Origin of the sequence: Kitasatospora sp. NPDC058492 (genome assembly GCF_042720685.1) — a bacterium.
GTDB lineage: Bacteria > Actinomycetota > Actinomycetes > Streptomycetales > Streptomycetaceae > Kitasatospora.
The window spans coordinates 8898-29531 of the sequence record NZ_JBHXMU010000019.1 but is presented as its reverse complement, the minus strand read 5'-3'; the positions used below and the strand labels follow the sequence as shown (position 1 = coordinate 29531).

17 protein-coding genes and 1 pseudogene are annotated in these 20634 nt (G+C 72.6%); 2 read left to right on the top strand and 16 right to left on the bottom strand.

Annotated features, from left to right (window positions below):
• Positions 1-129 precede the first annotated feature (129 nt).
• Positions 130-481 (top strand): annotated as a pseudogene (locus tag ACFWPI_RS14980) (hypothetical protein); the annotation flags it as partial.
• A gap of 381 nt (positions 482-862) precedes the next feature.
• On the opposite strand, the gene ACFWPI_RS14975 reads toward ACFWPI_RS14980, so the two are convergent.
• The 14 genes from ACFWPI_RS14975 to pyrR all read right to left on the bottom strand — a co-directional run bounded on the left by ACFWPI_RS14975 (position 863) and on the right by pyrR (position 17586).
• Positions 863-2959 (bottom strand): primosomal protein N', encoded by a 2097-nt coding sequence (locus tag ACFWPI_RS14975; RefSeq protein WP_380370769.1) that lies wholly within the window; start codon positions 2957-2959, stop codon positions 863-865.
• Positions 2960-3053: 94 nt separating this feature from the next.
• Complete coding sequence (metK, locus tag ACFWPI_RS14970; RefSeq protein WP_063346752.1) at positions 3054-4262, bottom strand: methionine adenosyltransferase; 1209 nt, start codon at positions 4260-4262, stop codon at positions 3054-3056.
• A gap of 150 nt (positions 4263-4412) precedes the next feature.
• Entirely contained in the window at positions 4413-5660 is a 1248-nt protein-coding gene (gene coaBC, locus ACFWPI_RS14965; protein ID WP_380370773.1) for a bifunctional phosphopantothenoylcysteine decarboxylase/phosphopantothenate--cysteine ligase CoaBC, read from the bottom strand.
• A 154-nt stretch (positions 5661-5814) separates the two neighbouring features.
• Entirely contained in the window at positions 5815-6081 is a 267-nt protein-coding gene (rpoZ, locus tag ACFWPI_RS14960) for a DNA-directed RNA polymerase subunit omega (RefSeq protein ID WP_030240625.1), read from the bottom strand.
• 37 nt (positions 6082-6118) lie between these two features.
• Positions 6119-6676 (bottom strand): guanylate kinase, encoded by a 558-nt coding sequence (gene gmk / locus ACFWPI_RS14955; RefSeq protein WP_380370776.1) that lies wholly within the window; start codon positions 6674-6676, stop codon positions 6119-6121.
• A gap of 48 nt (positions 6677-6724) precedes the next feature.
• On the bottom strand, positions 6725-7051 hold the full coding sequence (gene mihF / locus ACFWPI_RS14950) for an integration host factor, actinobacterial type (protein WP_063346755.1): 327 nt from the start codon (positions 7049-7051) through the stop codon (positions 6725-6727).
• A gap of 399 nt (positions 7052-7450) precedes the next feature.
• Positions 7451-8284: an orotidine-5'-phosphate decarboxylase gene (gene pyrF, locus ACFWPI_RS14945; protein ID WP_380370779.1), complete on the bottom strand. Its 834-nt coding sequence runs from the start codon at positions 8282-8284 to the stop codon at positions 7451-7453.
• Positions 8285-8384: 100 nt separating this feature from the next.
• Entirely contained in the window at positions 8385-9500 is a 1116-nt protein-coding gene (locus ACFWPI_RS14940; protein WP_380370782.1) for a quinone-dependent dihydroorotate dehydrogenase, read from the bottom strand.
• A gap of 106 nt (positions 9501-9606) precedes the next feature.
• A complete protein-coding gene (gene carB, locus ACFWPI_RS14935; protein WP_380370784.1) occupies positions 9607-12915 on the bottom strand; it encodes a carbamoyl-phosphate synthase large subunit in 3309 nt (1102 codons plus the stop codon).
• A complete protein-coding gene (gene carA / locus ACFWPI_RS14930) occupies positions 12908-14098 on the bottom strand; it encodes a glutamine-hydrolyzing carbamoyl-phosphate synthase small subunit (protein ID WP_063346759.1) in 1191 nt (396 codons plus the stop codon). Before carA ends, carB begins: the two co-directional genes overlap by 8 nt.
• Positions 14095-14661 (bottom strand): hypothetical protein, encoded by a 567-nt coding sequence (locus tag ACFWPI_RS14925; protein ID WP_380370787.1) that lies wholly within the window; start codon positions 14659-14661, stop codon positions 14095-14097. The genes carA and ACFWPI_RS14925 overlap by 4 nt, the downstream gene beginning before the upstream one ends.
• A complete protein-coding gene (locus ACFWPI_RS14920; protein WP_363372726.1) occupies positions 14658-15962 on the bottom strand; it encodes a dihydroorotase in 1305 nt (434 codons plus the stop codon). Before ACFWPI_RS14920 ends, ACFWPI_RS14925 begins: the two co-directional genes overlap by 4 nt.
• Entirely contained in the window at positions 15959-16933 is a 975-nt protein-coding gene (locus tag ACFWPI_RS14915; protein WP_063346762.1) for an aspartate carbamoyltransferase catalytic subunit, read from the bottom strand. The genes ACFWPI_RS14920 and ACFWPI_RS14915 overlap by 4 nt, the downstream gene beginning before the upstream one ends.
• A 5-nt stretch (positions 16934-16938) precedes the next feature.
• The gene (gene pyrR / locus ACFWPI_RS14910) at positions 16939-17586 is read right to left on the bottom strand and encodes a bifunctional pyr operon transcriptional regulator/uracil phosphoribosyltransferase PyrR (RefSeq protein WP_063346763.1); all 648 of its coding nucleotides are present in this window, start codon (positions 17584-17586) and stop codon (positions 16939-16941) included.
• A gap of 330 nt (positions 17587-17916) precedes the next feature.
• Here pyrR and ACFWPI_RS14905 point away from each other — a divergent pair, with 330 nt between their 5' ends.
• Positions 17917-18420, top strand: coding sequence for a transcriptional regulator (locus ACFWPI_RS14905; RefSeq protein WP_031072501.1), 504 nt, complete (start codon positions 17917-17919; stop codon positions 18418-18420).
• 124 nt (positions 18421-18544) lie between these two features.
• On the opposite strand, the gene ACFWPI_RS14900 is transcribed toward ACFWPI_RS14905, so the two are convergent.
• Entirely contained in the window at positions 18545-19486 is a 942-nt protein-coding gene (locus tag ACFWPI_RS14900; RefSeq protein ID WP_380370790.1) for a hypothetical protein, read from the bottom strand.
• A 130-nt stretch (positions 19487-19616) separates the two neighbouring features.
• Positions 19617-20444 (bottom strand): thioesterase family protein, encoded by an 828-nt coding sequence (locus ACFWPI_RS14895; RefSeq protein ID WP_380370793.1) that lies wholly within the window; start codon positions 20442-20444, stop codon positions 19617-19619.
• Between the last annotated feature and the right edge of the window lie 190 nt (positions 20445-20634).

Below are 20634 nucleotides of genomic sequence, written 5' to 3'. Positions count from 1 at the left end.
CCCGAGTCTGCCCGGCGGCGTTACCCCGGCCCCCGCTTCGGCGTTGGTCAAGTGAGATTGACCGGGGCCGGGCGCACGGGACACCGCGCCCCGGCCGAGCTGAACCGTACGGAAGGTGGCACGTAGGCCATGGCCGAGCAGATCAACCACGACGCCCGGGCGCGGGCAAGCCTGCACCTGCTGGTGCGGGACATCGAGCGGGTGAGGCGGCAGGTCGACGCGCTGCGGACGCTCACCGCCCAGTTGGGCAACGTCTACCGTCCGCGCCGGCCCAGCACGTCGGCCGGCTTCGTGGTGTACGGACGGGCGCCCGCGCCGACCGTGCGCCTGGCGCAGGAGCTGAGGGAGAGCGTGGAGACCCTGGTCGCGGCGGCGGTCGAGTTCGACCGGGCGCTGGGCTTCTCCTGGGACTCGGTGGGCTCGGCCCTCGGGGTCACCAAGCAGGCCGTGCACCGCCGGTACGGGATGCGCCGCCCGACCAGCGAACTCCTCGCCGCCAGCGGTGCCGTCCCGGGCCAGGGCCGCCCGGACCGCTCGGAGGAGCTGCCCGCCGTGCCGTCCGGCGGCCTGGCGGCGACCGTCCCGGCGGCCCGCCAGGGCGGCCTGGACCGCAGCAGCCTCGACCGCAACGCCCTGGAGCGCAACGCCCTGGAGCGCGGCAACCTCGAACGCGGCAACCTCGACCGCACCGCCCCGGAGCGCGGCCCCCTCGACCGCCCCCCGGCCGACCGCACCACCCCCGAGCGCACCCCGATCGACCGCACCCCGATCGACCGCACCGGCATCCCGCTGCGCGGCTGACGCCGCCGTCCGACCAGCGCCATCCGGGGCGGGGTGGCCACTCACCCCGCCCCCGCCGGCCTCACCCGATGTCGGTCGGATCCACCCGCACCCGGACCGCCTCCGGCGTCCGCAGCGCGATCCGCGCGATCTGCGCCGCCTTGAGGGCCGCCGCCAGCGCCGCCCCCTGCCCTGGCGGCACCCGCAGCAGCGCGCGCTCCTGTTCCTCCCCGCGCAGGGCCGGGGCCGGTACCGGCCCGAGCACGTCCGCCTCCGAGGGCAGCCGGATCAGCCCCAGCAGGTCGGCCACGGCCGCCGGGCTGCCGCTGACCGACGCCATCCGCGAAACCGGCGGGAAGTGCAGCTGCGCCCGCTCGTCGCGTTCCAGCCCGGCGTGGCCCAGCGGGTCCCAGCGGACCAGGGCCTGCACCGGCCGCGCCGACGGCTCGGCGACCACGACCACCGAGCCGCCCTCCTCGGCGGACCGAACCAGCGCGGCGGCCGCCAGCCAGAGCCGCAGCGTCTCCTCCCCGGCCCGCAGGTCGGGCCGGCCGAGCAGCGCCCAGCCGTCCAGCAGCAGCGCGGCCCCGTACCCGGTGCCACCGTCCACCACCGGCTCCGCACCGGGCGTGGAGATCACCAGCGACGGCTCGTCCGGGACGGTGGCCAGCACCGCGTCCCGTCCGGAGGTGCGCACCGGGATCCGCGGGAACGCCTTGCCCAGTTCCTCCGCCGTGCGCCGGGCGCCGACCACTTGGGCGCGCAGCCGGAACGAGCCGCACTCGGGGCAGTGCCAGTCCGTCTCCGCCTCCCCGCACCAGCCGCAGTTCAGCGCGGCGTCGGCCGCGGGCGCCTCCAGCGGGCCCTCGCACCGCCGGCACCGGGCGGGGGTGCGGCAGCGCGCGCAGGACAGCCGGGGCACGTAGCCGCGCCGGGGCACCTGGATGAGCACCGGGTGTCCGGCGGCCAGTGACTCCCGGGCGGCCTCCCAGGCCACCGAGGGCAGCCGGGCGGACTGGGCGGCGCCGTCGCGGTGCTGGTCCTGGTCGGTGACGGTCCGCACCCGCGGCGCGATCCGGCGCACGGTCTCCCGGTCGGCGGTCAGCGGGCGGGCCCACCCGGTGCTGACCAGCTGCGCGCCCTCCACCGTGACGGCGTGGCCGCCGAGCAGCACGGCCGCGCCCTCTTCGGCGGCGCGCAGCAGCGCGACCTCGCGCACGTGCGGGTGCGGGGCGCGCGGGTCGCTGTGGCTGTTGTCGCCGTCGGACCAGACGACGACCAGCCCGAGGTCGCGCACCGGCGCGAACATGGTGGCGCGGGTGCCGATCACGGCGTGCACCGAGCCGCGGCTCACCGCCAGCCAGCGCCGGTAGCGCTCGCGCGGGCCGAGGTCGGCCTCCAGGGCCACGTGCCGGCCCGCGCCGAGCAGTTCGGTGAGCGCCTGGTCGACCCGGGCCACCGACCGCCCCTCGGGCAGCACGACGAGCGCGCCGCGCCCGCCCGCCAGCGTGGCGGCGACGGCGCGCGCGATCTCGTACGGCCAGCCGGGGCCGGGCAGCGCCGCCCAGACGGCGCGCGGCGCGCCGCCGTCGGCCAGCGCGGCGAGGAAGTCGGGCCCGGCCGGGTAGCGCTGCCAGCCCCCGGGGGCGGGGGCCGGGGGGCGCGGGAGCGCCGGCGGCGAGGGCTCGGCCTCGGCCTTGGCGTGCCGGGGCGGGACGGCCAGTTGGAGGACGTCGGCGAGGGTGCCGGCGTAGCGGTCGGCGACGGTCCGGCAGAGCCGGAGCAGCTGGGGGGTGAGCACGGGCTCGGGTGAGAGCACCTGGGCGAGCGGGGCGAGCGGGCCGGGGAAGTCGCTCTTCTCCAGCCGGGCGACGATGAATCCGTCGTGCAGTTCCCCGCCCTCGCGCTGGCCCTTCACCACGCGCGCGCCGAAGCGCACCCGCACCCGGGCGCCCGGGCGGGCCTCCTCGGCCATCGCGGCCGGCACCTCGTAGTCGAAGAACTTGTCGATGGTGAGCACGCCCTTGTCCACCACGACCCGGGCCACCGGCAGGTGCTCGGCCCGCTTGGCGCCGCGCCACGTCCGGGGCTTGGCCCGCTTGACCGTCTCCCGGATGAACGCCAGCTGCTCCGGCTCGGCCCCGTTCTCCGTGTTCTCCGTCTCCCCTGTGCTGCTCATCGCTCCCAGTACTACCAGGTCACACCGACAGAACGCACAGAAGCGGCGCCCACCCCGCCCGGGGGTAGGCGCCGCTTCCGGACGATCAGGCCGTTCAGTCCTTCACGGCCGCCTTCAGCTGCTCCACCCGGTCGGTGCGCTCCCAGGTGAAGTCGGGCAGCTCACGGCCGAAGTGGCCGTACGCCGCGGTCTGGGAGTAGATCGGGCGCAGCAGGTCCAGGTCGCGGATGATCGCGGCCGGGCGCAGGTCGAAGACGTCGGTGACGGCCTTCTGGATGGACAGCACCGGCACGGTCTCGGTGCCGAAGGTCTCGACGAACAGGCCCACGGGCTCGGCCTTGCCGATCGCGTACGCGACCTGCACCTCGGCGCGGCGGGCGAGGCCGGCGGCGACGATGTTCTTCGCCACCCAGCGCATCGCGTACGCGGCCGAGCGGTCGACCTTGGACGGGTCCTTGCCGGAGAAGGCGCCGCCACCGTGGCGGGCCATGCCGCCGTAGGTGTCGATGATGATCTTGCGGCCGGTGAGGCCGGCGTCGCCCATCGGGCCGCCGATCTCGAAGCGGCCGGTCGGGTTCACCAGCAGGCGGTAGCCCTCGGTGACCAGCTTGATGCCCTGGTCGGCGAGCGCCTTCAGCTCGGGCTCGACCACGAACTCGCGGATGTCGGGGGTGAGCAGCGACTCCAGGTCGATGTCACTGGCGTGCTGGGTGGAGACCACCACGGTGTCGAGGCGGACGGCCTTGTCGCCGTCGTACTCGATGGTGACCTGGGTCTTGCCGTCGGGGCGCAGGTACGGGATGGTCCCGTTCTTGCGGACCTCGGTCAGGCGGCGCGAGAGGCGGTGCGCGATGGTGATCGGCAGCGGCATCAGCTCGGGCGTCTCGTCGGACGCGTAGCCGAACATCAGGCCCTGGTCGCCGGCGCCCTGCTTGTCCAGGTCGTCCTCGTCGCCCTCGACCCGAGCCTCGTACGCGGTGTCGACGCCCTGAGCGATGTCGGGCGACTGCGCGCCGATGGACACCGACACGCCGCAGGAGGCGCCGTCGAAGCCCTTCTTGGAGCTGTCGTAGCCGATCTCCAGGATCTTGTCCCGGACGAGCTGGGCGATCGGCGCGTACGCCTTGGTGGTCACCTCGCCGGCCACGTGCACCTGGCCGGTGGTGATGAGCGTCTCCACGGCGACCCGGGAGGTCGGGTCCTCTCGCAGGAGAGCGTCAAGGATGGTGTCGCTGATCTGGTCAGCGATCTTGTCGGGGTGTCCCTCGGTGACGGACTCCGAGGTGAACAGGCGGCGAGACACAGCGCTCCCTGGGGTTGCAGCGGCTGCTGACTGAAGGCCCCCGGCGAACCGAGGACATCCGGAAAGACTTGATTCCTGGAGTCTAACGGGATGCCTCCGCCGAACGTCACCCGCTTCCGGAAATCTCGACCGATCTCCAGCAGGGCTTGATCAGTCGCCGACCGTTTCCAGCCGCTTGACGACCAGGTCCCAGACCACGTCCGCCAACGCCTCCTTCGGACCCACCGGAACGGCCGTCTCACTGCCGTCCGAGCCCAGCACCACGGCCTCGTTGACGTCCGTCCCGAAGGCCTTGCCGTTGCCCACCTCGTTGACGACCAGCAGGTCGCAGCCCTTGCGGGCGAGCTTGGCGCGGCCGTTGGCGAGCACGTCGTCGGTCTCCGCCGCGAAACCCACCACGAGTTGGCCCGAACGGGCGCGGTGCGCCGCCAGCTCGGCCAGGACGTCGGGGTTGCGGACGAGGGCGACCGGCGCCGGCTCGACGCCCTCGACCTTCTTGATCTTGCCGCTGGCGTACTCGGCGGGCCGGAAGTCCGCCACGGCCGCGGCCATGACCACGGCGTCGGCCGACGCCGCCGCCTTCAGGGCCTCCTCGCGCAGCTCCAGCGCGGTCGAGACGTGCACCACGTCGACCCCGGCCGGGTCGGCGAGCTCCGCGTTGGCCGAGACCAACGTCACGCGCGCCCCACGGGCCGCGGCCGTCACGGCCAGCGCGTAGCCCTGCTTGCCGGAGGAGCGGTTGCCCAGGAACCGCACCGGGTCCAGCGGCTCGCGGGTGCCGCCGGCCGAGACCACCACGTGCCGGCCCGCCAGGTCGGTCGGGGCGGCCCCGCCCCGGCGCAGCACGGCCCGGCAGGCGTCGAAGATCGCGGACGGCTCGGGCAGCCGCCCCTTGCCGGTGTCCTTGCCGGTGAGCCGCCCGACGGCCGGCTCCAGCACGATCACGCCGCGGCGGCGCAGCGTGGCGACGTTGTCCCGGGTGGCGGGGTGCTCCCACATCTCGGTGTGCATGGCGGGCGCCAGGACGACCGGACAGCGGGCGGTGAGCAGGGTGTTGGTGAGCAGGTCGTCGGCGAGGCCGTGGGCGGCCTTGGCGATCAGGTCGGCGGTGGCGGGGGCGACCACGACCAGGTCGGCCTGCTGGCCGATCCGCACGTGCGGCACCTCGTGCACGCGCTCCCAGGTCTCGGTGGCGGCCGGGCGGCCGGAGAGCGCGGCCCAGGTGGCCTCGCCGACGAAGTGCAGCGCGGCCTCGGTGGGCACCACGGTGACCTGGTGGCCGGACTCGGTGAACCGGCGGAGCAGCTCGCACGCCTTGTAGGCGGCGATGCCGCCGCTGACGCCGAGGGCGACGCGCGGCGCGTCCGCCGGCCCGCTCCGGTCCGAAGTCGCGCTCATACTCCCGCTCTCCTCCACTCCTGGGACGTGCACACCCTACGGCCCCTCAGCCGCCGCGCGCACCGTGGTCGATCCCACAGCCCCCGGGAATGCCGAAGGGCCCGGCGGAAACGATTCCGCCGGGCCCTTCCACAAGAAACTTCGGAGCACCGCCTCAGGCGGCTTCGATCGCCTCGGCGGTCAGCATGCCCGCGTTGATCTCGCGCAGCGCGATCGACAGCGGCTTCTCGTGCACGTGGGTGTCGACCAGCGGGCCGACGTACTCGAGCAGGCCCTCACCGAGCTGGGAGTAGTACGCGTTGATCTGACGCGCGCGCTTGGCGGCGTAGATCACGAGGCTGTACTTGGAGTCGGTGGCCTCAAGCAGCTCGTCGATCGGCGGGTTGATGATGCCCTCGGGCGCGGTCATGGAAGAGGACACGCGAAAACCTTCCGAAAGGGTGGAAAAGACAGACAGGTCAGGCTACACCGAGCAAGGCTAGCAGTTCGGCCGCTACCTGCTCGACGGAGGTGTTGACAAGGGTCGTGTCGAACTCGGTCTCGGCCGCGAGCTCGACCTTGGCCGCCTCCAGCCGCTTCGCGATCACGTCCTGCGACTCCGTGCCCCGACCGGTCAGCCGTCGGACCAGCTCGTCCCAGCTCGGCGGGGCCAGGAAGACCAGCTGCGCCTCGGGCATCGACTCGCGCACCTGGCGGGCGCCCTGGAGGTCGATCTCCAGCAGGACGGGCTCGCCGCGCTCCAGCTTCTCCAGCACCGCCGAGCGCGGGGTGCCGTAGCGGTTGCCGGCGAAGACGGCCCACTCCAGCAGCTCGCCGTTGGCGATCAGCTTGTCGAACTCGTCGTTGTCGACGAAGTGGTACTGGACCCCGTTCTGCTCGCCCGGCCTCGGGTGCCGGGTCGTCGCCGACACCGAGAGCCAGACCTCGGGGTGCTGCTTCCTCATATGAGCGACGACCGTGCTCTTGCCGACCCCCGAAGGGCCGGAGAGCACGGTCAGCCGCGGACGCTCACTCATGCACCGATTATCCCGGATCGCGGACGCTCCCGGGACCACGGGGCACGGTCAGGCGGCACCGCCGCCGAACTCCCGCTCCAGGGAGGCGATCTGGTTCGTACCGAGGCCGCGGACGCGCCGGCTCTCGCTGATGCCGAGGCGTTCCATGATCTGCTTGGCACGGACCTTGCCGACGCCGGGAAGGGACTCCAGCAGTGCGGAGACCTTCATCTTGCCGATGACGTCGTTCTCGGCCTTTCCGGCCTTGATCACCTCGTGCAGGGAGGCGCCGGAGTGCTTGAGCCGGTTCTTGACCTCGGCGCGCTCCCGGCGAGCCTCGGCGGCCTTGGCGAGCGCGGCGGTGCGCTGTTCAGGGGTAAGGGGCGGAAGAGCCACGCCGTTCACCTCAGGGTGTGGAAGGAAGGGATTGAGCTATGACTGGTTTGGATCCCAGGACACCGTCCGCAAGGGGAACCACAGGGCCCTTGACCTGCGGGAGCTACGGGTTTCGCGGCTCGCCGATGACCTATCGCCGGACACTACCCGGATTGCGGCGCCACGTCAGGAAAAGAACACGAAAAGTCCTGGTCAGCCAAGGCCGACCAGGACTTTCCAGGGCAAAATGACCGCGATTGCGAAACTTTGACGCCGCCAATGTGACGGCGCTCACGTCAACTTCGGTGGGGTCCGGGGACCCTCGCCGGGCTGCGCACACTGCGCAGGGTCATCGCCCCGCTACGCGCTCGCGCCCGCGATCGCCGCTACTTCACCACGTCCGCTACTTCACCGTGTCTGCTACTTCACCGCGTCCGCGTACTCGCCGACGAACCGCTCGGCCGCCGAGCGCAGGGCCGCCACCGACGGACCGTGCTTGAGCACGTCCCGGCTGACGCTCGGCACCACGTTGATCACCGCGGCGCCGAACACCCGCGGCAGGTCGGCCATCGTCGCGCCCTGGGCGCCGATCCCGGGGGCCAGCAGCGGGCCGTTGATGGCCAGTTCCACGCCCGCGTCGGCGAGCGTCGCGCCGACGACCGCGCCGAAGGAGCCCAGCGGGGCGGCGTCGCCGTTCTCCGCCGCCAGCTGCCGCAGCACCGAGGCCGCGACCGACTCGCCGTTCGCGCCGACCGCCCGCTGCACCTCGTGGCCCTCCGGGTTGGAGGTGAGCGCCAGCGCGAACACCCCGCAGCCCTGCGCGCGGGCCAGGTCGAGGGCCGGGCGCAGCGAGCCGAAGCCCAGGTACGGGCTGACCGTGACGGCGTCCGAGAACAGCGGGCTGCCGGGCGACAGGAAGGCCTCCGCGTAGGCGGCCATGGTGGAGCCGATGTCGCCGCGCTTGGCGTCCATCAGGACCAGCGCGCCGGCCGCCCTGGCCTCCTCGACGGACTTCTCCAGCACCGCGACGCCCTTGCTGCCGAAGCGCTCGAAGAAGGCGGCCTGCGGCTTGAGCACGGCCACCCGGTCGGCCAGCGCCTCGACGACGGTGCGGCTGAAGGTCTCCAGGCCGGCGAGGTCGTCGCCGAGCCCCCAGGCGGCGAGCAGGGAGGCGTGCGGGTCGATGCCGACGCAGAGCTGGCCACGGGTGTCGAGGGCCTGGCGCAGCCGGGCGCCGAACGGGGCGAGGGTCATGTCGTCCTTCCGGAAGGTCGTGGGGAGGCCGCACGGAGGCCGTGCGCGGGTCCTACACGGCTCGCACGGGGCGTCGTACGGAGCCGTGGCGTACGGAGGTTCAGGAGGAGGCCTTGGCGCCGTCGACGGCACTGCCGACGGCGGCGGCCAGGTCGCGGTAGCCCGCGGCCCGGATCCGGGCGGAGAGGCCCCGGTGGATCCGGCGGCACCAGAACGGACCCTCGTAGATGAAGGCGCTGTAGCCCTGGACGAGGTCCGCGCCGTGGACGATCCGCTGCCAGACGTCCTCGGCGGTCTCGACGCCGCCGACCGAGACCAGCGTCAGCCGGCCCCCGGTCCGGGCGCGCAGGCGCTGGAGCACCTCCAGGGCGCGGGCCTTGAGCGGGGCGCCGGACAGGCCGCCCATGCCGATCTCCTCGACCCGGGCGGCGTCGGTGCGCAGGCCTTCGCGGCCGATCGTGGTGTTGGTGGCGATGATGCCGTCCAGGCCCAGTTCCAGGGCGAGGTCGGCGACCGCGTCGACGTCCTCGTCGGCCAGGTCGGGGGCGATCTTGACCAGCAGCGGGACGTGGTGCGCGGTGGTGCGGTCGGCGGCCTCGCGGACGGCGGCGAGCAGCGGGCGCAGGTGGTCCACGGCCTGGAGGTTGCGCAGCCCGGGGGTGTTCGGCGAACTGACGTTGACGACCAGGTAGTCGGCGTACTTGGCCAGCCGCTCGGTGGACTTGACGTAGTCGGCGACGGCGTCGGCCTCCTCGACCACCTTGGTCTTGCCGATGTTGACGCCGATCACCGGGGTGGAGCTGGTGTGCGGGCGGGCGGCGAGGCGCGCGGCGACCCGGGCCGAGCCCTGGTTGTTGAAGCCCATCCGGTTGATCAGCGCGCGGTCCTCGACCAGGCGGAACAGCCGGGGCGTCGGGTTGCCCGGCTGGGGCTCGCCGGTGATGGTGCCGATCTCGACGTAGTCGAAGCCGAGCATCGCCAGGCCGTCGATGCCGACGCCGTTCTTGTCGAAGCCGGCCGCCAGGCCGAACGGGCCCGGCAGGTCGAGGCCGAGGGCGGTGGTGTGCAGCGCCCGGTCGCGCGGGGCGAGCACCAGCCGCGCCAGCGTGCGCAGGCCGGGCACCGAGGAGGCGAGCCGGATCCAGAAGAAGGCGAGGTGGTGGGCCTTCTCGGGGTCCATCTTCTTGAAGACGAGGTCGAACAGCAGCTTGTACAAAAACCCAACTCCCGGATCAGGGCCCGGATCTGAGCGTGAGCACCCGGATCAGGGCATGGAAGTGGGGGGCACCCGGCTGGCCTCGGTGCCCCCCACTGCTGTGGTGCTACTTGCGGCCGGCGTTGATCAGCGCGGCGTGCTCCTGGAGCGACATCACCCCGACCTCGTCGCGCAGCAGCGCGTCCATGCCCTGGACGGCCGCGCCCATCGCCTGGACCGTGGTCAGGCAGGGCACGCCGCGGGACACGGCGGCGGTGCGGATCTCGTAGCCGTCGAGGCGCCCGCCGGTGCCGTACGGCGTGTTGATGATGAGGTCGACCTCACCGTCGTGGATCAGCTGGACGATGGTCCGCTCGCCGTTGGGGCCCTCGCCCTCGCTGTGCTTGCGCACCAGCGTGGACGGGATGCCGCCGCGGTGCAGCACCTCGGCGGTGCCGGCGGTGGCGAGCACCTCGAAGCCGAGGCCGACCAGCGCGCGGGCCGGGAAGACCAGGTTGCGCTTGTCGCGGTTGGCGACCGAGACGAAGACCTTGCCCTTGGTCGGCAGCGCGCCGTAGGCGCCGGCCTGGGCCTTGGCGTAGGCCGTGCCGAAGACCTTGTCGATGCCCATGACCTCGCCGGTCGAGCGCATCTCCGGGCCGAGCACGGTGTCCACGCCGCGGCCGTGGATGTCGCGGAAGCGGCTCCACGGCATCACGGCCTCCTTGACCGCGATCGGCGCGTCGGCCGGCAGCGTGCCGCCGTCGCCCTCGGCCGGGAGCAGGCCCTCGGCGCGCAGTTCGGCGATGGTGGCGCCGAGCGAGATCCGGGCGGCGGCCTTGGCCAGCGGCACGGCGGTCGCCTTGGAGGTGAACGGCACGGTGCGGGAGGCGCGCGGGTTGGCCTCCAGCACGTACAGGATGTCCCCGGCCAGCGCGAACTGGATGTTGATCAGGCCGCGGACGCCGACGCCGCGCGCGATGGCCTCGGTGGAGGTGCGCAGGCGCTTGATGTCGTAGCCGCCGAGGGTGATCGGGGGCAGCGCGCAGGCGGAGTCGCCGGAGTGGATGCCGGCCTCCTCGATGTGCTCCATGACGCCGCCGAGGTAGAGCTCGGTGCCGTCGTACAGCGCGTCGACGTCGATCTCCACCGCGTCGTCGAGGAAGCGGTCGATGAGCACCGGGTGCTCGGAGATCAGGCCGGCGTGGCGCTCCAGGTAGGAGGCGAGCGAGGCCTCGTCGTAGACGATCTCCATGCCGCGGCCGCCGAGCACGTACGACGGGCGGGCGAGCACCGGGTAGCCGATCTCGTCGGCGATGGCCTTGGCCTCGGCGAAGGAGAAGGCGGTGCCGTGCTTGGGGGCGGGCAGGCCGGCGTCGCGCAGCACGCGGCCGAAGGCGCCGCGCTCCTCGGCGAGGTCGATCGCCTCGGGCTGGGTGCCGACGATCGGCACGCCGTTGTCCTTGAGCGCCTGGGCCAGGCCGAGCGGGGTCTGGCCGCCGAGCTGGACGATCACGCCGGCCAGCGGGCCGGCCTGCTGCTCGGCGTGGACGATCTCCAGCACGTCCTCCAGGGTGAGCGGCTCGAAGTAGAGCCGGTCGGAGGTGTCGTAGTCGGTGGAGACGGTCTCCGGGTTGCAGTTGACCATCACGGTCTCGTACCCGGCGTCGGCCAGCGCGAAGGAGGCGTGCACGCAGGAGTAGTCGAACTCGATGCCCTGGCCGATGCGGTTCGGGCCGGAGCCGAGGATGATCACGGCCGGCTTGGTGCGCGGGGCGACCTCGTTCTCCTCGTCGTAGGACGAGTAGAAGTACGGGGTCTTGGCGGCGAACTCGGCGGCGCAGGTGTCGACGGTCTTGAACACCGGGCGGATGCCGAGCGCGTGCCGGACCTCGCGGACGACGTCCGGCTTCAGGCCGCGGATCTCGCCGATCTGCTGGTCGGAGAAGCCGTGCCGCTTGGCGTGGCGCAGCAGCTCGGGGGTGAGCTTCGCGGCCTCGGTCAGCTCGGCGGCGATCTCGTCGAGCAGGAAGAGCTGGTCGACGAACCACGGGTCGATCTTGGTGGCCTCGAACACCTCCTCCGGGGTGGCACCGGCCCGGATGGCCTGCATCACGGTGTTGATCCGGCCGTCGGTCGGCACGACCGCCTTGACCAGCAGCTCGGCCTTGTCGCCGACCGGGCCGGTCCAGGAGAACTGGGAGCCCTTCTTCTCCAGCGAGCGCAGCGCCTTCTGCAGCGCCTCGGGGAAGTTGCGGCCCATGGCCATGGCCTCGCCGACCGACTTCATGGTGGTGGTCAGCGTGGCGTCGGCGCTCGGGAACTTCTCGAACGCGAACCGGGGGACCTTCACCACGACGTAGTCGAGGGCCGGCTCGAAGGAGGCCGGGGTCTGCTCGGTGATGTCGTTGGGGATCTCGTCGAGCGTGTAGCCGACGGCCAGCTTGGCGGCGATCTTGGCGATCGGGAAGCCGGTCGCCTTCGAGGCCAGCGCGGAGGAGCGCGACACCCGCGGGTTCATCTCGATGACGATGACCCGGCCGCTGTCGGGGTTGACGGCGAACTGGATGTTGCAGCCGCCGGTGTCGACGCCGACCTCGCGGATCACGGCGATGCCGATGTCGCGCAGGATCTGGTACTCACGGTCGGTGAGGGTCATCGCCGGGGCGACGGTGATCGAGTCACCGGTGTGCACGCCCATCGGGTCGAAGTTCTCGATGGAGCAGACGACCACGACGTTGTCGTTCTTGTCGCGCATCAGCTCCAGCTCGTACTCCTTCCAGCCGAGGATGGACTCCTCCAGGAGCACCTCGGTGGTCGGCGAGAGGGCCAGGCCCTGGCCGGCGATGCGGCGCAGGTCCTCCTCGTCGTGGGCGAAGCCGGAGCCGGCGCCGCCCATGGTGAAGGAGGGGCGCACGACGACGGGGTAGCCGCCGAGCGTGTCGACGCCGGCCAGCACGTCGTCCATCGAGTGGCAGATGACCGAGCGGGCGGACTCGCCGTGGCCGATCTTGGCGTTGACCGCCTCGACGACGCCCTTGAACAGCTGGCGGTCCTCGCCCTTGTTGATCGCCACCACGTCGGCGCCGATCAGCTCGACGCCGTACTTCTCCAGCGTGCCGGCCGAGTGCAGGGAGATCGCGGTGTTGAGCGCGGTCTGCCCGCCGAGGGTCGGCAGCAGCGCGTCGGGGCGCTCCTTGGCGATGATCCGTTCGACGAACTCCGGGGTGATCGGCTCGACGTAGGTGGCGTCGGCGATCTCCGGGTCGGTCATGATCGTGGCCGGGTTGGAGTTGACCAGCACGACCCGCAGGCCCTCGGCCTTGAGGACGCGGCAGGCCTGCGTGCCCGAGTAGTCGAACTCGGCGGCCTGGCCGATCACGATCGGGCCGGACCCGATCACCAGGACGGACTTGATGTCAGTGCGCTTAGGCACGCTGGCCCTCCATGAGCTTCGCGCTGTGCTTGTCGTCGCCGCGCATGAGCTCGACGAACCGGTCGAAGAGGTAGGCCGCGTCGTGCGGGCCGGCCGCCGCTTCGGGGTGGTACTGCACGCTGAAGGCGGGGACGTCGAGCGCCTGGAGGCCCTCGACCACGTCGTCGTTGAGGCAGACGTGGGAGACCTCGACCCGCCCGAAGGGGGTGTCGCTCACCCGGTCCAGCGGTGCGTTCACGGCGAAGCCGTGGTTGTGCGCGGTCACCTCGACCTTGCCGGTGGTGCGGTCCTGCACCGGCTGGTTGATGCCGCGGTGGCCGTACTTGAGCTTGTAGGTGCCGAAGCCCAGTGCGCGGCCGAGGATCTGGTTGCCGAAGCAGATCCCGAAGAACGGGGTCCCGCGCTCCAGCACGCCCTGCGCGACGGCGACCTGGTGGTCGGCGGTGGCCGGGTCGCCCGGGCCGTTGGAGAAGAAGACGCCGTCCGGCTGGACCGCGTAGAGGTCCTCCAGGGTGGAGTTGGCCGGCAGCACGTGCACCTCGATGCCGCGCTCGGCCATCCGCTGCGGGGTCATCCCCTTGATGCCGAGGTCCAGCGCGGCGACGGTGAACTTCTTCTCACCGATCGCGGGCACGACGTACGCCTCGGTGGTCGCCACCTCGGCGCACAGGTCGGCGCCCTTCATCTCGGGCGACTGCTGCACCCGGGCGAGCAGTTCGGCCTGGTCGGTCAGCGCCTCGCCGGAGAAGATGCCGCAGCGCATCGCGCCGCGCTCGCGCAGGTGGCGGGTGAGCGCCCGGGTGTCGATGCCGCTGATGCCGACGACGCCCTGGCGGACGAGCTCCTCGTCCAGCGAGCGGGTGGAGCGCCAGTTGGACGCCACCCGGGCGGGGTCGCGCACGACGTACCCGGCGACCCAGATCCGCTTGGACTCGTCGTCCTCGTCGTTCCAGCCGGTGTTGCCGATCTGCGGGGCGGTCATCACGACCACCTGGCGGTGGTACGACGGGTCGGTGAGGGTCTCCTGGTAGCCGGACATGCCGGTGTTGAAGACGGCCTCGCCGAAGGTCTCGCCGGTCGCGCCGTAGGCCTCGCCGCGGAAGGTCCGGCCGTCCTCCAGGACGAGCACGGCGGGGGTGCGCTCCCGCCGTCGGCGCTGCGTGGTGGGGGCAGGTGCGGTCATTGAGCGGCCTCTTCCGTCTTCGTCTTCGTACGTGTTGCGAGTTGGGCGATCGCCTCGACCCAGGCGGCGTGCTCGTCGGGGTGGTCGGCCCGGAAGCCCGAGTCCAGCTCGGTGCCCTCGTGCGTCCAGCTGACGACGAGCAGCCCGGCCGGGACGACCTTGCCGGCGATCCCGGAGTCCGTGCGGGCACCGGTCAGGTGCCCGGCCGGGATCCAGAGGTCGACGTCACCGGGGCGCCGCACCAGCAGGCCGTCCTGGCCGAGGGTGAGGTCGGCGCGGCTGCGGGTGCCCAGGCCGTGCGCGACGACCCGGTCGAGCCAGTTCCCGGCGGTGGTGGAGCCGTGGTACCGCCCGCTGGTCTCCAGGATGGTCCGCCCGGCGCCGGCCGGCACGGCGGGCAGCGGCGGGATGCCGGCCTGGAGGGTGCGCCGCCAGTTCCAGCCCTGCCGCATCAGCCAGTAGACGAGCCCGATGACGATCAGCAGGCCGACGGCCCAGCCGATGTACCCGGGCCAGTTGGTGACCTTGGCCTGCTCCTGGGCGAGCGCGGCCGGGCCGGTCACGCCGCCCCGCCCTGCTCGGCCAGCTCGCCGGCCAGCACGGTGGCGCGCCCGCGCAGGAAGGTGGCGTGCACCCGTCCGGGCAGGTCAAGGCCCTTGTAGGGGGTGTTGCGGCTGCGGGTGGCGAAGCTGTCCGGGTTCACGGCACCACGGTACGCGGGATCGAACAGCACCAGGTTGGCCGGCTCACCGACCGAGACGGGACGGCCCTGTCCGGCGAGACGGCCGATCCGGGCCGGGCGGTGCGACATGCGGTCGGCGACGCCCTCCCAGTTCAGCAGGCCGGTGTCCACCATGGTCTGCTGCACGACCGACAGCGCGGTCTCCAGGCCGACCATGCCCATCGCGGCGACGGCCCACTCGCAGTCCTTGTCCTCGTCCGGGTGCGGCGCGTGGTCGGTGGCGACGGCGTCGATGGTGCCGTCCGCGAGCGCCTTGCGCAGCGCCTGGACGTCCTCGGCGGTGCGCAGCGGCGGGTTGACCTTGTAGACCGGGTCGTAGGAGCGGACCAGCTCGTCGGTGAGCAGCAGGTGGTGCGGGGTGACCTCGGCGGTGACGTCCCAGCCCTTGGCCTTGGCCCAGCGGATGATCTCGACCGAGCCGGCGGTGGAGACGTGGCAGACGTGCAGCCGGGAGCCGACGTGCGCGGCGAGCAGCACGTCCCGCGCGATGATCGACTCCTCGGCGACGGCCGGCCAGCCGCCGAGCCCGAGCTCGCCGGAGACCTGGCCCTCGTTCATCTGGGCGCCCTCGGTGAGCCGCGGCTCCTGGGCGTGCTGGGCGACGACGCCGTCGAAGGCCTTGACGTACTCCAGGGCGCGGCGCATCAGCACCGCGTCGTCCACGCACTTGCCGTCGTCGGAGAAGACCCGCACGTTCGCGGCGGACTCGTGCATCGCGCCCAGCTCGGCGAGCTTGTTGCCCTCCAGGCCGACGGTGACGGCGCCGACCGGCTGCACGTCGCAGTAGCCGGCCTCCTGGCCGAGCCGCCAGACCTGCTCGACCACGCCGGCGGTGTCGGCCACCGGGGTGGTGTTGGCCATCGCGTGCACGGCGGTGAAGCCGCCCATCGCGGCGGCCCGGGTGCCGGTGAGCACGGTCTCGGCGTCCTCGCGGCCGGGCTCGCGCAGGTGGGTGTGCAGGTCGACGAGACCGGGCAGCACGATCAGGCCGCCGGCGTCGATCTCGATGTCCGCCTCGACCGCCAGGTCGGTGCCGATCGCCTTGATCACACCGTCGGCGAGGTGGAGGTCCTGCGGGGCACCGCCGAGGATCTGGGCGTTGCGGATCAGGTAGGTGGTCACTGAGCGGTCTCCACGGAGTCGGTGCGGGCGTCGTTGAGGGTGGCTCCCCCGAGCAGCAGGTACAGGACGGCCATCCGGACCGACACGCCGTTGGCGACCTGCTCGACCACGGTGCAGCGCGGCGAGTCGGCGACCTCGGCGGTGATCTCCATGCCGCGCACCATCGGGCCGGGGTGCATCACGATGGCGTGCTCGGGCAGCTGGGACATCCGGGTGCCGTTCAGGCCGTAGCGGCGGCTGTACTCGCGCTCGGTCGGGAAGAACGCGGCGTTCATCCGCTCGCGCTGCACCCGCAGCATCATCACCGCGTCCGTCTTGGGGAGCACGCGGTCCAGGTCGTAGCTGACCTCGCAGGGCCAGTTCTGAATGCCGATCGGCAGCAGCGTCGGCGGGGCGACGAAGGTGACCTGGGCACCGAGGGTGGTCAGCAGGTGCACGTTGGACCGGGCGACCCGGCTGTGCAGGATGTCGCCGACGATGGTCACCCGGCGCCCGGCGAGGTCGTTGCCCAGCCCGGCGTTGAGGTGGCGGCGCATGGTGAAGGCGTCGAGCAGCGCCTGGGTGGGGTGCTCGTGGGTGCCGTCACCGGCGTTGATCACGCTGCCGTGCAGCCAGTCGGACTGGGCGAGGCGGGCCGGCGCGCCCGAGGCGTGGTGCCGGACGACGACCGCGTCGGCGCCCATCGCCTGGAGGGTGAGCGCGGTGTCCTTGAGGCTCTCGCCCTTGGAGACCGAGGAGCCCTTGGCGGAGAAGTTGATGACGTCGGCGGAGAGCCGCTTCTCGGCGACCTCGAAGGAGGTCTTGGTGCGGGTCGAGTCCTCGAAGAAGAGGTTGACGACGGTGCGGCCGCGCAGCGTGGGCAGCTTCTTGACGGCCCGTCCGGAGAGCTGGGCCAGCTCCTCGGCGGTGTCCAGGATCAGCAGCGCGTCGTCGCGGGTGAGGTCGGCGGCGGAGACGAGGTGGCGCTTCACGCGGGCTACTCCGGGAGGTGCGGTTCGGACGGCTGGGAGGCCAGGGCCTGCGAACCCTGTTCATCGCGCGCGGAGCGCGACGCATCGGTGTAGGCGCGGTCGCCGACCAGCACGGCGTCCACGCCGTCGCTGTCGGACAGGCGCACCTGCACGGCCTCGCGCAGCGAGGTGGGGAGGTTCTTGCCCACGTAGTCGGCCCGGATCGGCAGCTCGCGGTGGCCGCGGTCGACCAGGACGGCGAGCTGGACGGCGCGCGGGCGGCCGATGTCGTTCAGCGCGTCGAGCGCGGCCCGGATGGTGCGGCCGGAGAAGAGCACGTCGTCGACGAGGATGACGAGCTTGCCGTCGATGCCGCCGGACGGGATCTCGGTGTGCTCCAGGGCGCGGGCGGGCTTGAGCCGCAGGTCGTCCCGGTACATGGTGATGTCCAGGGCACCCAGCGGGATCTCGCGCCCGGTGATCTGGGCCAGCCGGCCGTGCAGGCGGCGGGCGAGGTGGACGCCCCTGGTGTGGATGCCGAGCAGCACGACGTCCTCGGCGCCCTTGGCGCGCTCGACGATCTCGTGCGCTATCCGGGTGACGACCCGGGCGATGTCCGTGCCGTCCAGCACCTGGTGCGGCGGTCGCGGCGTCGAATCTTGGTGTGTGGTCATGCCGAAGCGGACCTCCTTCCCCGCCTCACTGGACGGGCCTTAAAGGATGTCTGGGACTGCCCCCGCCGACCTGGCGCGGGCTTCGAGCCATCCTAGCAGCGGGCCGGGAGGCAACCGGACACGCACCATTCCGCTTCGCCGGGTTCACGCCCCGGACGCGCCGCGGATGCGGGCCATTCGCACGACTGCCCCATTCGGCTTGACGCAGCTACCTTACTCTACGTAACCTCACAGTGAGTTACGAGACGGACGTCGAACCCACCGGTAACGGCGTCGACCATCGTCCGTGACCCACCACTGAACGCGAAGCAATCTCGTCCGGGGAGATCAATGTCCAGCGACTACGCGAAGCAACTCGGGGGCAAGCTCCGAGCGATCCGCACTCAGCAGGGTCTCTCCCTGCACGGTGTCGAGGAGAAGTCCCAGGGGCGCTGGAAGGCAGTCGTCGTCGGCTCGTACGAGCGCGGCGACCGTGCGGTCACCGTGCAGCGGCTGGCCGAGCTGGCGGAGTTCTACGGCGTCCCGGTGCAGGAGCTGCTGCCCGGCGGCACCCCCGGCGGCGCGGCCGAGCCGCCGCCGCGCCTGGTGCTCGACCTGGAGAGACTGACCCAGGTCCCGTCCGAGAAGGCCGGCCCGCTGCAGCGCTACGCGGCGACGATCCAGAGCCAGCGCGGCGACTACAACGGCAAGGTGCTGTCGATCCGCCAGGACGACCTGCGCACCCTGGCGGTCATCTACGACCAGTCGCCGTCGATCCTCACCGAGCAGCTGATCTCCTGGGGCGTGCTGAACCCCGACGCGCGCCGTGCGGTGCGCGAGGAGGAGGCGAGCTGACGCTCGCCGCACCGGCTCCCGTCGGCTCGGTCCGCGGTCCGGGCCACGCCCCGGGCCTTGCAGAAACGTCACGGCGCGGCACCCCGCATCCCGGGGGCCGCGCCGTCGCGCGTCCACGGCCGGCTCAGCAGACCGTCCCCAGGCTGTAGCCGGGCTGCGCCGCCACGCCGTCCAACCGCACCGGCCCGGCAGCCGGCGCCCAGTCCTGCCCGCCGCTCGACCAGGCCCAGGAGGCCGGCAGGAAGTGCTCGTCAGCGGCTGCGCCGCGGGCGCCGCCCGCCGCCACCGAGCCCTGCGAGCCGTGCAGCACCGCCACCCCCGGCAGCTCCAGCGCCAATCCGGCGCACAGCACCGCGCAGACCAGCTCCAGGTCCTCGTCGTTGATCCGGACCACTCCGTCCTCCCACTGCAGCACCCGGGCCGCCGCGGTCAGCCGCCCGCCCGGCGCGTCCACCCGCAGCCGCAGCTCGTACACCCCGGCGCCCGCGCCGACCAGCATCCGGCGGAACACCTCGGCGCCGCGCTGACGGGCGGCGCGCACCCAGCGGGCGTGCTCCTCGTCGACCTCGCCCGCGGCCCCGGACAGGCCGCCGTCCAGCAGCAGGTCGGCGTGGCAGAGCGTCAGCCCGCTCTCCCGGGCCCGGACCAGGCGCGGCACGAAGTCCCCGGCCAGTTCCTCGCCCTGATAGGCCAACAGCTGGGTCTGCAACGGCGGATTGACCAGGTAGCGGTCGCGGGCGAGCGGCTCGGCCGGGTCCAGCCCGTGCAGCACGCAGAACTCCGCGAAGTCCTGCGGGTGGAACATCCGGGCCCGCACGGTGTCGAAGCGCTCCAGGGCGTCGGCCAGCAACTCGGCGGTCTCGGCCAGGTACTGCTCGTGGTCGGCGGCGTTCGACAGCCCCCAGGCGCGGGCCCGGGCGAAGTCGGCCGCGCTGGTCAGGATCCCGATGACGAACGCCTGCTCGGCCCCCTCGACCCGCCGCCGCTGGTGCGGCGCCCGCACCGTGGGTCGCGGGCCGCCGGCGGTGCAGTCGGAGTTGCGGCGGGCGCGGCCACTATGGCTCATCGAATGGCTCCTGGCGTCGGCAGGTGACGGTCAGCGGCCGGCTCGCCGCTGACCGTCTATCTCCCCATCCGCGCGCGCCGCACACGTACGGCGTGTCACAGGAATGTAACCGACGGTAAGACGATGTGATTCACGCCGTCCGCGGCACCCGGGCCAGCTGGCGGGACTGCGCGACCAGGCGGCCGGACTCGTCCCAGACCTCGGCGTCCTCCTCGAAGTACCCGCCGGCCACGTTGCGGGTGGCGTGGGTGACCCGCAGCCAGCCCGGGACCGGCCTGGCCCGCAGGTGGACGGTCAGTTCGACGGTCGGGGCCCAGCCGGGCATGCCCAGGTCGAAGGTCACCGGCGGCAGCGCGTCGGCGACCAGCAGGAGCAGCAGCGGGTCGGGATCGCGGCCGTCGGCGAGCCGGAACCAGCCCTGGATCCGCCCGTTGCCGGACGGCTGCCCGAGCGCCCAGCCGATGGTGGCCGGGTCCAGCCGCAGGTCGAAGCGCTCCAGCAGTTCGGCCTGGGCGATCAGCTCCCGGGGCGCGTGCTCGACGCCGATGCACTGGTCCGGCGGCGGCAGCTGCGGCGGCAGGGCGCTGGTGCGCACCTCGCCGTCGGCGGTGGAGAGGTCGCCGTGGCTGGCGACCACCCGCAGCCGCTCCACGCCGTCCTGGCTGAGCGAGGCGGTGCCGGTGGAGAGCCCGCGGCCGGTGCGCAGCACCTCGGTGCGGACGGTGGCCGGGCCGGGCGTGGAGGCGGACAGGTAGTAACCACTGATCGACACCGGGTCGGGGTGGTCGCCGTGCTCCAGCGACAGCGCGTGTCCGGCGACGGCGAGCAGCAGCCCGCCGTTGACCCCGCCGCCGATCTGCCAGCCGGCACCGAGTTCGGCCTCGTAGCGGCCGGGCTCGTCAGGGTGCCGGGTCAGGGCGATGCCCTGGTCGAACTCGCTGCGGGTCGCGGTGGTCATGGGGGGTGGCCTGCCCTTCACTGCGGTTTCCGAACGCCAAGTTACTGGCGAGTAGGGCACCACCTTACGCCGCCCGGGTAAAACGCGCGACGGGCGCGGGGACCCCCGACCGGGGGCCGCGGGGCGGGTGGGGGGGTGGGGGGTTGTTTAGAAAAAAAAAAGACCACCACACAAGGGAGGGTAGGGGTTT

Bases quoted from the DNA above. Each gene is read 5' to 3' on its own strand.
- ACFWPI_RS14895 (WP_380370793.1), bottom strand. From the start codon at position 20,444: ATGACCACCGCGACCCGCAGCGAGTTCGACCAGGGCATCGCCCTGACC.
- ACFWPI_RS14905 (WP_031072501.1), top strand. From the start codon at position 17,917: ATGTCCAGCGACTACGCGAAGCAACTCGGGGGCAAGCTCCGAGCGATC.
- gmk (WP_380370776.1), bottom strand. From the start codon at position 6,676: ATGAGTGAGCGTCCGCGGCTGACCGTGCTCTCCGGCCCTTCGGGGGTC.
- ACFWPI_RS14975 (WP_380370769.1), bottom strand. From the start codon at position 2,959: ATGAGCAGCACAGGGGAGACGGAGAACACGGAGAACGGGGCCGAGCCG.
- pyrR (WP_063346763.1), bottom strand. From the start codon at position 17,586: ATGACCACACACCAAGATTCGACGCCGCGACCGCCGCACCAGGTGCTG.
- carA (WP_063346759.1), bottom strand. From the start codon at position 14,098: ATGACCGCACCTGCCCCCACCACGCAGCGCCGACGGCGGGAGCGCACC.
- ACFWPI_RS14900 (WP_380370790.1), bottom strand. From the start codon at position 19,486: ATGAGCCATAGTGGCCGCGCCCGCCGCAACTCCGACTGCACCGCCGGC.
- coaBC (WP_380370773.1), bottom strand. From the start codon at position 5,660: ATGAGCGCGACTTCGGACCGGAGCGGGCCGGCGGACGCGCCGCGCGTC.
- pyrF (WP_380370779.1), bottom strand. From the start codon at position 8,284: ATGACCCTCGCCCCGTTCGGCGCCCGGCTGCGCCAGGCCCTCGACACC.